This window comes from Zhouia amylolytica, from assembly GCF_900116365.1.
GTDB lineage: Bacteria > Bacteroidota > Bacteroidia > Flavobacteriales > Flavobacteriaceae > Zhouia > Zhouia amylolytica.
In genome coordinates this window covers 487,385-503,337 of record NZ_FPAG01000001.1, presented here as the reverse complement: position 1 = coordinate 503,337, position 15,953 = coordinate 487,385, and the positions used below count along the sequence as shown (strand labels likewise).

Annotated in this window: 2 protein-coding genes; both read left to right on the top strand. The window is 40.6% G+C overall.

What is annotated here, in order from left to right:
* The first annotated feature begins 1 nt into the window (after position 1).
* Entirely contained in the window at positions 2-2,026 is a 2,025-nt protein-coding gene (locus tag BM361_RS02145) for a PorP/SprF family type IX secretion system membrane protein (protein WP_083425836.1), read from the top strand.
* Positions 2,027-2,068: 42 nt separating this feature from the next.
* Positions 2,069-15,946, top strand: coding sequence for a T9SS type B sorting domain-containing protein (locus tag BM361_RS02140; RefSeq protein WP_083425835.1), 13,878 nt, complete (start codon positions 2,069-2,071; stop codon positions 15,944-15,946).
* Positions 15,947-15,953 lie beyond the last annotated feature (7 nt).

Genomic DNA, 15,953 nt, shown 5'->3' with positions numbered 1-15,953 from the left:
TATGCGACGATCCCCCCTCCTTCTCGGCATTGTAATGATGTTTCTCGGTCTGCATTTTGTAAATGCACAGGAAGAAGATCCGTATATCTCTATTGATATACCGTCGCAAAACATGTTAAAGTTTAATAGATTTTTAATCAACCCAACTTTTTCAACTGTGAAAGAGACCAAGTCATATTTTAACCTATACCATCGTAATGAATGGGATAATAGTAATAAAACCTACTTAGGGAGTTATTCAGGGAGAATTAACGACCGAATGGGACTTGGGTTGAGTGTATATCATCAAAAATTCGGAGTGATATCTAATTTCGGATTGATGGGGAATTACACCTATGGGGTTCGTCTAAGCGAAACTGTAAACATGCACATGGGGGTTAACTTATCATATTATAATAGTGGCTTTGATCAAAGTGAAGCCCAAACTGTAGATGTAGATCCTATTATTCAAGAACTGAGTGGTAACTCATTAATTTCAGTACAACCCGGAATCAATATATCAATTGGTAATTTAGATTTTGGTGTTTATGCAGAAAACCTGGTTGATTTCAATTTGGATACAGGTGATGCACTTACCGAATTTGGAGAAAAAACCTTCTCCGGACATTTAATGTATACCAGAAATATTGCTAACGGAACCGGTTTGATGAAAAATGGCCGTTACAGTGTTCTTACACGCGCACGAAAAAGAGGCGACGAAAATATTTCACCATCTGCAAGTTTTATTCTAGATCTTCCAGCGGGTTGGTTTCAAACAGGTTACGACGATTACTATGGAGGAAGTGTCGGAGTTGGGTTTAATATTTCAAACCGAATCTCGATTGGATACGTATATGAAAAAGGTTTGAAGAATCCGATTTCTAACTTTGGATCTACTCACGAAATTAATTTTGCCTATTCTTTCCAACCACACTTAACGGATGACATGGTTCAAAATGAGGAAGATGAAGATGCAGAATTAGAGGAAAAACTTGCCGCATTAACTGAAAGTCAGGAACTGGAAGAAGGTGATACGGTGGTAGTTGAAAATGATACAATCATTGTTTATAAAAACGATGAAATGGCTATTGCATCATTAATTGAAAAAGAACAGGATGCTATTATGCGAAGTAGAGATACTACCCTGGAAAAGAAAATAATGGCAAGCGAAGACAGGAAACGTCAGTATGTAGAAAAATATATGGGTGAGTTAGCTGAAAAAGCACAACAAAACCCACAGACACAACAACAGGTTGCTCAGTTGAAAGATGAAATGGGCATCGAAGATCAGCCGGAAACAGCTATTGCTGTCGCGAATGACACGAAACCTGTGGTGACTATGAAAGAAGATAATAATATAGCTGGAACTAATAATGCCGCGAGCAAAGCTCCTGTAAGAAAAAGTTATAACAAGAACAACAAGAACAGTAGATATTTGGTAATCGCAAATGTTTTTAAAGAACAGAAAAACCTGGATGGTTTTATGAATGAAATGCGTTCGCAGGGAATTAATGCGAAAACTTTTTCTAAAAATGGATTACACTATGTGTACCTCGATGAATATAGAAATTGGGGTGAAGCAGCAGTGGCTTCTAATAATGGCTTGAACGGACAATACAATAATGATACGTGGGTGATGAGAGAACGAGTAAATGGGTATGAATCCGGTAAATATGGTGGGGCAAGAGATGGATGGACCAATGCCGGGCTTCTGGAATGTACAAAAGAAGATATCGAACGTTTAAATGCAACCAGTTTTTCCGGATTCAGAGGAAATGCGGGTATGCAAAAAATGTTAGATGATAAAATGCAGAAAGGGTATTACCTGATCGCAAATGTGTTTTCAGATCAAAATAATGCATCAAAGTTTATTGATCAGTTGAAATCGATGGGTATTGACGCCCGATATTTTATTAACCCTAATAACAATTATAGCTATGTGTACCTGAATGCGGATACAACATGGCAAAGTGCAAAAGCTTTATACAACCAAAATAAGAATAAAGAACATGCTTTTGATTTGTGGATCATGCATGTAAAAACATAACAAACTCAAAAGACTCAAAAAACTCAATTAGCCCCAGCAATCATGAAAAAAAACTACTCTAATATTCTAATAACGCTCCTTTTTTCCGGGTTCTTCATATATATGTACTCGGGAAATTCAGCCGAAAAGGTGCTTTATGAGAATGTTGAAAAATTATTCACTTTTATTGAAGAGACCAAAGCGTCCGTTGTGGAAGAAGTGTTTGAATCCAAAGCTTCGTCGGATAAGGGACTTTTTGAAACTGCTTCATTTGCGAACGAAATTGAATTAGTTAAACTAATTGAAGATACCAGTGGTAATACATTAAATACGAATGTAAATCCAGGGCAACAGCTTGTATATTCCCTGAATTACCACAATTCATCTGCAGCAACGATCTCTAATTATATAATTACTGACGTTCTGCCAGACAACCTGACTTATGTTAGTAATGACGCTCCGGGAATTACCTCTTACGATGCCAATACCAGAACAGTTACCATAAATGTGGGTAACCTGGCAGCTGATGAAGTTGGTGAGGTTAATATTACCGTTCAGGTTGCAAGTGATATAGAACTTTACAGAGATGCTTGTACAACAGCATTCAGTAATCAGGCGATTTCAAATTATAATGGACTGCAAGAAGGTAGTTACCCAAGTGTTGGGGCTACTACCCCTGCTCCATCCGTTTTTACGCTGAATCCTACAGCGGTTTCAACAGAAAGAACAGAGATATTATGTGGTGATACCTCTATTTCTGCCGGTGATGGATTTGATACCTATCAGTGGACACAAAACGGATCTTTTGTAGGGAATACCCAAACGATTACAGTAAACAATATTGGAACCTATGAAGTGGTGAAAACAAAAGATTGTAATGGTACTACCGTGAGTTATAAAGAAACGGTTCATATGCGATCTTTTAACAGTCTTACGAACCCTATCCTTGCTTATGCAGATGCTGTATCGGAATGTGTGAATGATGGTTCCGATATGCCGAACATTTTACTTTGCGGAGGAACTACTAGTAAAACCATTCAAACTGAATTTCAAGATATACAGAGCATTCATTGGCAAACCCTCAGTGGAAGTTGCTCTGCAGGCTCATTCAATTGCCCGAATACCAATAGTTCTTGCTGGACAACGGTTTCTACATCAAATGATTTTACAGTTGCTGCAGCTGGTGAATACCGCTTGGTACTTACCACCGATGGAGGATGTTTTAAAACCTATTATTTCAAAGCCTATACAGGATTAAATAACGTTCAGACGAGTTCTACAGATTATAACTCTCAATCTCTGGGTACTATTAGTATAACAGGAGCCGGAGACGGACCAATTTATACCTATAACTTAACCGATGGAAACGGCCTTACTACAACTTATGGGCCGACAACTGATAATAACTATACTTTTACCGGACTTAATACAGGAACCTATAACCTTGAAATTACAACCGATTCAGGTTGTTCTTATACCGAGAGTATAACTATTTCCGATAATAACCCACTTTATTTCGAGGCTAGAAAAGTATACGAAACGAAGGATTGTAACCGTGCTAAAGTACAGGTACACAGAGGTGGAGGTGATTCTCCTTATCGATTTGCAATCTGGAGTATCAATGGGGAAGCACTATATGATGATTTTAGTGAAATACCTGATTCAGAGTTTTCGAATGAAGAAAGTGATGGTACCGGAGGTTCTCAAGCACGTGTATTTGAAGTGCCTGTGCAGGAACAAGGGTACTATGTCTTTGTAATGAAAGATGATTCAGGAAACTATGCTTTATCAAATTCAGCATTAGTTGAGCTTGACCCTGCTTACCAGTTCAGCCTTTCTACCGAAAACGTTTCTTGTTACGGTGGGAATGATGGTTCGGTTTCCGTAGATTTCGTTCACGAAGATGATATTAAAGATTCGAGTATAGCGCTGTATATAGAAAATGAAGATGGCACTTATACCCTTCTTGGAGAAAATGTTGATGGAACCTATCCTAACCTTATTGCTGGTGACTACTTATTGGATGTTACCATTACCCTGCAACAAGGGAATGCAACCTGTACGTTCAGAAGGAACTTTACGATCACACAACCGGATGCCGCTCTAGTGGCTTTTGCCGGGGTGTCATCTGATGTTTCCTGTAATCCTGAAGATAACGTATCTGAAGTGCGTATTACCAATGCCAGTGGAGGGACTCCTCCTTATCAGTACAGTTTTGATGGAGGTAATACCTGGAGCGGTAATAACGTAGGTACCATGGCGAGCGATGGCTATGTGTACATCAGAGATGCGAACGATTGTTTACATGAAATGTTTGTAGACGTTAATGACGCTACCGAAATACCAGCTTTAGATTACGATACGGTATACGATTGTAGCGGAACAGGAACGGTAACCATCAACCCTTCAGTAACCGATCCGGACCTGGTTTATGAATATCAGTACAGTCTGAATGGTGGTATACCACAGGACAGTAATGTCTTTGATAATTTAGCTCCCGGACAACATACCGTTACGGTATATTACGAAAATGTAACCCCTGATATGCCAACACCGGGAATCCTGTTGGCAGAAGACTTTGGCGTTGGTGGAAATACTACTAACGATAATGTAAACCAAGACTATATTTATGAATCCCAAATGGGACAGGAAAATGATAATGTCGATGGAGATTCAGATAATATGTTGGATGATGGAGAATATGTTGTTACCTCAGATTTACAAGTGCTTGGAGGTCAGCAATGGTACAGCCCAACAGATGCTCAAGGAGTAACCGACGGCCGTTATTTAGCAGTAAATATCGGTGGAACCGCAGGTGAAGGAGGAGCTATCTATGAAAAGGAAATTTTTGATATTATTCCAGGTCTCGATGTTGAGGTAGATATTAGTCTTTACAATATCCTTTATTCTTCATCTAATCAGGCAGATCCAAATATTAGAGTAGAATTGGTGGATGCATCAGGTAATGTAGTGAGTTATGACGATACTGGCTCTATCAATAATGACGAACAATGGCATCATCTAAAACTTACGTTACCTTCAGTAGACGCTACCAACCTTACCTTTAGAATACGTAGTTACTCTACGGTATTCTCTGGAAACGATATCGCTATTGACGGATTAAAAGTATACCAGACTCCAATTATTTGTACCCAGTTTGGTGAGATTGTCATTGACGTTGAAGAAGCACAAGGGATTCAGGCTCAACTTATCGGAACTGATGACGTTTCTTGTTTTGGTGGAAATGATGGTAGTGCAACCTTCGAAGTAACCAATTTTGATGCTTCAACAGGTTTCGTATATAGCACGGATGGTGGAACGACCTGGTCTGCTCCGCAATTTTCTTCTCCTATAGTTATCGAAAACTTGCCTGCGGGTGATGTGGAAGTTATTGTGAGAGATTTACGTGATGAGGCTTGTGTAACTGAGCCAATTACGGCTACCATTACCGAGCCGACAATGCTTACCGTTACTGCTGATGTTACGAAAGATATAACTTGTGATACGACCCCTGGTGCAACAATCGTTGCAACCGCAGATGGGGGTACACCGGCGTATGAATATGCTCTTGACGACGGTGCCGGAACACCACTGGTTTGGCAGTCAAATAATGTTTTTGAAAACATTACTGCTGGGACTTATACCATTTATGTAAGAGATGCCAACGGATGTCAGGCGAATGCTTTAAATACGATTACCCTCGAAGATCCAAACCCTGTTGAATTTACTGCGGTTCCAACCGTATGTTATGATGGAACTAACGGGGAGATCGTGGTAACCGTAACCAATGGAAATGGAGACTACCAGTTTAGTATCGATGGAGGTACCACCTGGTTCAATGCAGATGCCACTACCCCTAACACATATACCTTTACCAATTTAACACCTGGTACTTATACGGTTAATGTTAAAGATGCTTCGAGTTGTCAGGGTACACCTATAGATGTTACCATAAATGAAACGCTGACGCTTTCTGCAACTTCACAAAGTAATGTAGACTGTTTTGGATCGAATAATGGGTCGGCAGTAATAACCGTGAATGATTTTATTCCACCATACAGTTACAGTGTGAACGGTACACCAACCGCAAGTGGTCAAACAAGCGGAACAATCAATTTGGATAATCTGGCTCCGGGAACTTATAATGTTGAAGTAACTGATGGAAATGGCTGTACTGCTGATGCTTCAGTAACGATTGAAGGGCCGCCTGCAACCTTAACAATGAGCCTGGATGTTACCCCGATGAGTTGTTCGGCAACTCCTTCCGGTAGTGTGACAGTTACAGCGGCCGATGGATGGGGTGGTTATGAATATACCCTAACGTATCCTGACGGAACTACAGCCGGACCTCAATCAACAAATGTGTTTACCGGTCTAACCCAAACAGGAACTTATACAGTGGCAGTAACAGATGCCGGAGGATGTACAATTACAGATACCTTTAGCCTGGAACCTGCTACCCCACCAACATTAACACTTAGCGATAGTGGTTGTTACGATGGTTCTTCCAATGTAACCATTACAGCAAATGCAAGTAATGGAACCGCTCCATACGAATACAGCCTTAATGGAGGTGCATTTGATAGTTCAAATACATTTAGTGTTGCACCGGGAACTTATACAGTAACCGTGAGAGATGCGCTTAATTGTACGGATCAGGAGCAAATTACTATTGATGAAGAATTAACAGTTACTGCTACCGCAGGAATATTACCAGCGTGTGGAGCTACAGCAAGTACTGATATAATAATTACGGCTGCTGGTGGCGATGGAAATTATGTGTATAGTATCGACGGCACGAATTTCCAATCCGGAAATACATTTGCAGTATCAACCCCAGGTACCTATACTGTTTATGTAAGAGATAATAACGGAAATCCAGTATACTGTGAGGCAACCACCCAGGTTACCATTACACAAGACAATGCCGTTGATTTTACTGAAAATCATACCGATGTTACCTGTTTTGATGGTACGAATGGAACCATTACGTTAACAGGCAGTGGAGGAACAGCACCATATACCTATCAGATTGAAAATACAGCTGATGGCATCGACATTACTAATACTACAGGTCAATTCGTTAACCTGCCGGCAGGTGATTATAATGTTACGGTTACTGATAACAATGGATGTACCGATGTCGGAACCATTACGATCACGGAACCAGCTGAAATTAATGCAACTATAGATGCTACTCCTTATACTTGTGTTAACGATGCCGCAATAACAGTTAATGCAACAGGCGGTAGCGGAAGCTTTGAATATAGCTTAAACGGAAGTGCGTGGGATAGCAATAATGTTTTTGCAGGTTTACAGGATGGTACTCATACCATAAGAGTAAGAGACGCTGCTGCAACAGATTGTTTTATTACATTAACACATACGATAGATCCATTACCGCCAGTACCAAGTTTAACGGCAACAGTTGATTATAGCTGTGATGGTACTGGGACAATTACGGTATTACCAAACGATCCGACCTATACCTATCAATTAGGTGCCGGAACACCTCAGGCTTCCAATTTATTTACAGATGTAGCTGCCGGAAGTTATGTGATTACAGTTGATTATGGTAGTGAATGTACAACTACAGTGCCGGTTAGTGTTCAACCTGGAGAGGCTTTAGCAGCCGATATCACTGCAGTTTCACATGTAACTTGTAATGGTGGTGTTGATGGAAGTATCACCTTCAATGTAGATAACTTTGATCCTGCTGCAGGATATGATTACCAGGTAATTGAAACTACCGGAGGATCTACAGTAGCCAGTGGAACGACAGAAACAAATCCTTCTGTTACTATTAACGGATTGGCTGCCGGAGACTATGAAATTATCATTACAGATCCAAGCGATAGCGCTTGTTCGATTACCCTGACACAGACTATTTCAGAATCAGCTGCACTTACGGTAGCTGCTGAGGTAACTACTGAAATGACTTGTAATAATGGGAATACGGCTGTGATTACAGCAACCGCAACCGGAGGTTCTGGAAATTATGAGTTCAGTATAGATGGAACTACTTTCCTATCTGACAATACATTTACTGTGACTACAGCGGGTAATTATACGATTACTGTACGGGATGTGGATAATCCTGGATGTACTGCTTCAACGCCTGCTCCAATCGCAGTAGACGAACCAGAGTTGGTTGATTTTACTTTCGATCCAACGTTATGCTATAGTGGTAATAATGACGGTACCATCGATATCGAAATTACTAGCGGAAATGGAAATTATTCAGTAAGCTTGAATGGAGGTCCATTTGTGCCTACTAATGTTGATGATACCCACCATCAGTATACAGGTTTAACCCCTGGAACTTATAATATTACCGTTAGAGATGGTTTTGGTTGTGATGTAACCAAATCAGTGACCATCGAAAGTCAGTTATCAGCGAATGCGATTTTAACTAAAGGACTAGACTGTAGTGTGAATGCTGATGGAGAAATCACTGTGAACATTAGTGGGGGAAATCCTGACTATGTTTATGATGTAAACATTAATGGTTCAGGTTATTCAGGAACAACCACAGCGGTTGGAGCAGGGAACACCTCTTTTGTTTATACATTCCCGAATCCGGCGGTAACTACTACATATCAATTTCAAATTACGGATAGTCAAGGTTGTACCGCTGAAACAGGTGTAATTACCATAGAACCTATTTCTGCACCACAAGCAACACACAATGTTACCCCTATTAGCTGTAGTGGAAATGATGATGGTGTTGTTAATATTAACATTAATAACAGTTTTGGAACCCCTCCATATCAGGTTAATTTTAATGGGTTAGGGTTCTCAAATCAAACAACATATTCTGGGTTAGCAGCTGGCACTTACAGTTACATAGTACAGGATGCAAATGGTTGTACCTATACCGATGATGTAACAATAGACCCTGTAGATCCTATTGAGGCAACATTAACCAAAACAGATGTGACTTGTAATGGGACAGGTGTAGACCCCGGAAGCGTTACGGCAACCATTACTTCTGGTGGGGTTGCTGACTTTACTTATACCTTATTTGATAGCAGCCATACACAGATCGACCAGGTGACAACTTCTTCTAAAAGTTATACTTTTAGTAATATCGATTATGGATTTTATTATGTTCAAATTGTAGATGCAAATGGTTGCGCCGGTGAAGAAGGTTCCATAAATGTAATTGCAGATCCTTTCTTAACACTAGAAGCGAATGTAACAGCTCCTGATTGTGTAACAGGTGGTTCCGTTACACTATTGGCCTCAACAGGTTCGGGAGATTATGATTTTGAAATTTATGGTTCATCACCTCTTGTTACTCCAGATAGTGAATATGCAGGATCTACGGTAGATGAAGAATATGCTGTATTTAATGGCTTAATTCCTGGATTGACCTATATATTTAAGGCAACAGATAATGTAAATGGTTGTATAAGTTACGTTGAGGTTGACATACCTTCAATTTCAAGCATGACCTTAACACTTTCTACTACTGATGTATTGTGTACTGCTGCAGATGATGGAACTGTGACCTTTTCGGTTGATCAGTACGATGCAACAACAACAGAATTAAAATATACAATTCTTAACAGTGTTACCAACACCTCCTTAGGTGCGGCGTATGAAGGTAATATCCCATCAATACCGCAACCAGGTCCAACGAGTGATGTTACCGTTGGAAATCTTCCTCCGGGCGATTATGTGTTGTTAATTGAGGAAGTTGATGGATTGCAATGTACGGTAACAGAAACATTTAGAATTACGGAACCAACTCCGGTTGATATAAGTTTAATTGATCAAACAAATGCCAACTGTAATGATGGTGCTTTTGTAACCGTTAGAGGATCTGGCGGAACCGGTCCTTATGAATATGCTTTTGTTGAAAATGGGGTAGCACCAACGGTTACAGACTATATCACAAATGCTACATCAGAATTAGATCCGGCCGTAAATACCGAATGGGATGTTTGGGTTAAAGATAGTAACGGATGTACTGATGTATTAGATGTTACGATAATTTTAGATCCTTCACCAATTATTTCTGCGATTGTAGTCGATGACTGTGTGAACGAAGGAAGTTTTGCCGTTGATGTTAATTTAACAACAGCTGGCATACCTCCATATAGTATAAGTCTTAATGGAGGGGTTTTCCAAAGTGCATCATTTGCATCAGGAACCTATCAATTAACAGGATTAAATTCAGGATTAAATCAGAGTGTAACTGTTAGAGATTCGAATGGATGTTTAACTACCGCTAACTTTGACATCTATCCTCCACTGGAGCTTAATGCTCAATTAATGGAAGGACTCGATTGTCAGGTTGGTGATGAAGATGCTGAAATCCAAATCGAAGTTAATGGAGGTTCTTCAGCAACCCCTTCTAATATTACTTATAGTATTGACGGTCCTGCTGGGTTTATAGATGTTAGTGGTGTTACTTTAACAGCGAACCCACTTACCATAACCAATGCTAATGTAGAAGGAATTTATACTATCACCATCAATGATACGGTGACAGGATGTTCCGTGATGACCACAGTTACAGTACCACCATTGGTAGAACCTGACCCGTATATTGACTCATATACCGATGCTACTTGCTTCGGTGTGGCTGACGGATCAATTACCGTGGGTGTAAACGACAATGGCTACGGGCCTTATACCTTTGAAATTACAAGTGCTTCTGACGGATCAGTTGTTACACCAATTCCAGCAGATAACACGACTCCGGGATACAGTGCCACTTTTAGCAATTTAGCCGGAGGATTTGCGCCGGATATTGAATATACAATTACAGTGACCTCAACGGTTAATGATTGTTCTGCAGTGGTATCTCAAATTATTACCCAACCTACAGAAATCACCGGCTTAGCCGCTACGGTAACTGACTTTGCCTGTACTGCAGGAAACACCGTAAACACGGCAAGAATTGTCGTTACGGGTGTAACCGGAGGTACTGGAAGTTATATCTACGAGTTCATTAATGATGCTACTAGTACGGTTGTTCAAAAAGGACCAAGCAATGAATTGGTATGGTCTGATCCTGCAGGTGGTAATTTCACTATCAATGTGTATGATCAAAACAATTGTCCTGCTAATACCAATGCGACCATAGCACCATTTATAGAATTAGATTCGATTACAGCAACGCCAACTGATCCAACTTGTACGACTGATGGACAGATCGTTGTAGATGTTACATTGAATCCATCTACCGGCACTGCCAATCTTACTTATGAGTTGTTTAATGCAACGGATATGAGTGTAGCTACGGCGGCTGTGAATCCTATTGTTTCAACGAATGATCAGGAAACATTTACAGGCGTGGGTGTAGGTAATTATGTGATCAGAGTAACTAATGACGACACAGGTTGCTTTATAGAAACCACCACCCAGTTAAGAGATCCGGATACTTTCGATCTTGATATTGATATCGTAAGCGATGTAGATTGCTTTAATACGACTACAGGTGTTGTAGACATTACAATTGTCGATACCGATACATCTAATGGAGATCAAGCTGGACAATTTACCTACACCATAACCGGCATTACGGATCCAGGCTTCACTGCTTCAGGAACCAGTTCCGGAATCAATGCTCAGGTTAATAGTTTGCCTGAGGGTGAATACACAGTAACGGCTACTTTAACGGGAGTTCCTGAGTGTTCAGTAACTGATACATTTAATATCCTCGGACCTGAGGCGGAATTAACGGCTACCGCTATCGTAACTGATATTACCTGTTTAGGTAATGATGGCGTTATCGAAATCACTGCCACTGGTGGTTGGGGAGACTATAGCTATTACGTATCCACTACCAACATTGCAGATCCAACAGATGCAACTTTATATACTGCAGGTCAGGCACGATGGGAAGGATTAACACCAGGTACTTACTACATCTATGTAATGGATGCCAATGGTTGTTATGTTGATCTTGGTACAGAAGTATTGGAAGACCCACAACCTATTACGGCCGATATTATTGCCAGCAATGCAAATTGTGATGGTAACAACGGTGAGATCACGGTTAATAATATTCTTGGCGGACAAGGAAGTAATTATACCATTCAACTTATAAAAGACGGGGTGCCTTACGGAGCTCCGCAAACCGGAATGAGTGCTGTATTTACAGGACTTGGTGCCGGAGAATATACTGCTGAGATCAATGATCAGTGGAGTTGTCAAACAACGCTGACCGCACCGGTAACATTATATGATGCCTTTACGCTAAGCTATAACATAGATAAACAAATATCTTGTGAGGCTCCGGTGGGAGGTCAGATAACGATTACCCCGGCTGGTGGCTCAGGAAACTTTAATTACAGTGTTGAGCTACCTGATGCAACTACAGTCGATAATGGAAATAACAATGTGTTTAGCGGATTAGACCAGGCAGGCACTTATACCTTTACGGTAGAAGATCTTGATACCGGATGTATCGAAACGATCGAAGTGATTCTTAATGATCCTGTGATCCCAATTATTGACACCATTGAAACTACCAATGTAACTTGCGTGGGTAGCGATGGTACAATAACAGTAAACCTCGATCCTGCAACTGAAACTGATCCTCCATATACCTATGAGTTGAGTCAGGGAGGTGCTGTCGTTCAAACGAACACTGATGGAATCTTTACAGGATTGGATGCAGGCACCTATGATGTGACGGTTACCTCTGCCTTAGGCTGTGAGGTTACGGGTACCGCTACTATCGGAACCGATCCTACACCGCAGATCTCACTATCGGTTACCGATAATTGTGATCCTGCAGGTGGATACGATATTACCGTTACATTAGATCAGGCGGGTATTGCTCCTTATAATCTAAGTGTAAACGGGGCGATCAGAAATATAACTTTCGACACCAACAATCAATATGTAATTACCGGATTAACAGCTGGCAGTTACGACATACAAATATTAGATGCTAATAATTGTGGTGATACAGCCAATAACAATATTGAAATCATTCCACTTGATTTCAATGCTCAGGTAACTGAACTATTAGATTGTGAAACTCCGGATCCTGCAGGTAATGCTGAAATCACTATCAGCGATATATCAGGTTCGGGATCTTATGAATATGAAATTACAGGTCCTTCAGGACTTACAAGAACAAGTCTTGATCCTGCGGGAGCTACCTGGAATGGTGCTGATGTAGCAGGTGATTATATCGTTACTGTATACGACTTGAACGGTAACTGTTCAGTGAGTAAAACGGTAACTGTTCCGGAACGATTAGAGCCGGAAATGGAGATTACCTATGTAGATGACGTAACCTGTGCGGGAGGTAGTGATGGAACCATCCACGTTCGAGCGATCGACACTGGTATCGGACCATTCATCTTCGAAATCACCGCGGTTGATGGAAGTGCAGCAACCATAGCTCCTACTTCTTCAACAGGCTATACCGCAATATTTGATGGATTAACCGGAACAACTACCGGAACGATCTATACCATAACGGCAACTGCAGCGAATAGCTGTGTGGTTAGTGAAGATCAGGTAATCACCGAACCGGATCCTGTTGATATCACAGATGTAAATGTATCTCAATTCTTGTGTACAGTGGGGAACATTACCGAGTATGCATTGATTGAAGTTGATACGGCTCAGATTACCGGAGGTAGTGGTACCTATACGCGATTTGAATTTATTCAAAATGGTACCGTACTTCAAGATGGAAGCAATCCGCAGTTGATCTATACAGACCTTAACGGAGGTACTATAACTGTTAATGTATATGACAGCAATGGATGTATGGATAGTATTGATGCTGTTATAGATCCGTTTACAGGTATTTCTGATCCTGTGGTAACGGTAGAAACAGCAGTAACTTGTGATACCGGAGAAAGTATCCGTGTCGATGTTACCGTTACGCCAGCTACAGCTACGCCTAACTTGCAATACATCATAGAAGACTCCAGTGGAAATGTAGTACATGACTCAGGAATTCAGAATACGACTTCTTATACCTTCTTTGATCTGGTTAAAGGCGGATATTATATAACCGTATTAAACACAGATACTGGATGTGAGGTGAATACTGTTCATAATGTGTTAGAACCAAACACTTTCGCATTAACAGCCAGACAAGAAAGCAGAGTAGCTTGTTATGATACCCCTTCAGGAAGTGTAGAACTTACGGTTGTTGATACATATTTGGCGGATGGAGATCAGTCAGGTAGCTTTAGCTATAGCATTGTGAACATAAATGATGCTTCTATAAGCTTCAGTGGTACCAGCACGGGCAATTCAATTGTAGTGAATGGTCTTCCGGCAGGTACGTATACAGCTTCAGCGATTCTAACCGATAATAACCAGAATTGTTTGATGAACCCGACATCGTTCAATATTTCACAATCTTTAGCTCCGCTTTCAGTCGTATCTGAAGAGGTGGCTAATGTGACATGTACAAATGACAAGGGTGAGATTTATGTGAATCCTGATGGCGGATATGCACCATATGATATAACCATCGTAAATAATCTGACCGGATATACTGAAACAGCAACAGATGTTAATGGATTTGTTTTTATCGGTCTCGGTGAAGGAACCTATGATATCTCAGTAATTGATGATGGTGGTTGTGAAATTACCGATCAGGTAACGTTGGTAAGACCGGAATTTATTCAGGCTGAGATTGAGAAAACAGATGTACTTTGTTTTGATACAAATACAGGGGAAGTTAGAGCAGTAAATGTTACAGGAGGTACGGGTCCTGAAGGTTGGTTCTTTGTATTAAAGAATCACGATACAGGAGAATTATCAGAGCCTCAGGATAACGGAACATTTAGTGATCTTCCAGTTGGAACCTATAGTATCATCATCGACGATTCCTGGAGTTGTTATTTCGAAACAGAGCCAATCACCGTTGGACAACCTAATCTTGTTGAGATTGTTGAGGTTGACAAACCAGCCCTGATCTGTTATGGTGAGAGTAATGGTTACTACCAGGCCCATGTAAGTGGTGGAATTGCACCGTACACAGCGATCTTAACGAATGTAGATACAGGAGATGTAGTAGAAACGCAAACCAACGTCCCTGATGACTCAGATATACTATTCAGTTCATTGAGTGGTGATGTGAATTACCAGATTACTGTTGTGGATAGCAATGGTTGTGAGCAAGTATTACCATTCATGATTCCTGAAGGTCCGGATTTAACCGCACAAGTAGAGGTGATCGAAGAATGTGTAGATAATTCAGCGACCAATAGAATTCGCGTAACGCTTGTTACCACAGAGATTACGGTGAATGATGTATTATATGCATTGAACTCAACGGATATCAATGACGCGACTATGTTCGATTATGTAGATGGAGATGCAGGTATTGTAGAGAATCTGGCACCGGGAGCAGATCAGTTTATTACGATCTTCTACGAAGGTTGTCAACAAATGATTCCGGACGATCAACGCTTTACCATCAATGAAATTGATCCGGTAACAGTGGTAGATACTTCAGATCCAAATACAATGAACTTGATTGAAGTAAATGCATCGGGCGGAGTACCACCGTATTCATATTACTTTAATGATAAGTATCAGGGCAGTGATAACACCTACTATTTAAGTAGTTCGGATCCTGGTTACACAGACGCTTCGGGTGCAGAAATCAAGCAGATTACCGTAGTAGTAACCGATGCCCTAGGATGTAGTCATGAAATTGTAGTAGAAAAAGAATTTATCGATATTGATATACCAGATTATTTCACTCCGGATGGAGATAGCTATAATGATACCTGGGGGCCAGACAATGATGAAGGATTCCCTGAAATACGAACAAGAATTTACGATCGTTATGGTAGAATGGTAGCTGAGATACGTGTAGGTGAAAAATGGGATGGTCGTTATAAAGGCCAGGAGTTACCTACAGGAGATTACTGGTATGTAATAAAATTAGAAGGAAACGATGAACGCGAGTTCATGGGTCACTTCACCCTAATGAGATAACCCCAAT

What these genes read in the sequence shown, in the direction of transcription:
- BM361_RS02145 (WP_083425836.1), top strand. Translation starts at nt 2, where the DNA reads ATGCGACGATCCCCCCTCCTTCTCGGCATTGTAATGATGTTTCTCGGT.
- BM361_RS02140 (WP_083425835.1), top strand. Translation starts at nt 2,069, where the DNA reads ATGAAAAAAAACTACTCTAATATTCTAATAACGCTCCTTTTTTCCGGG.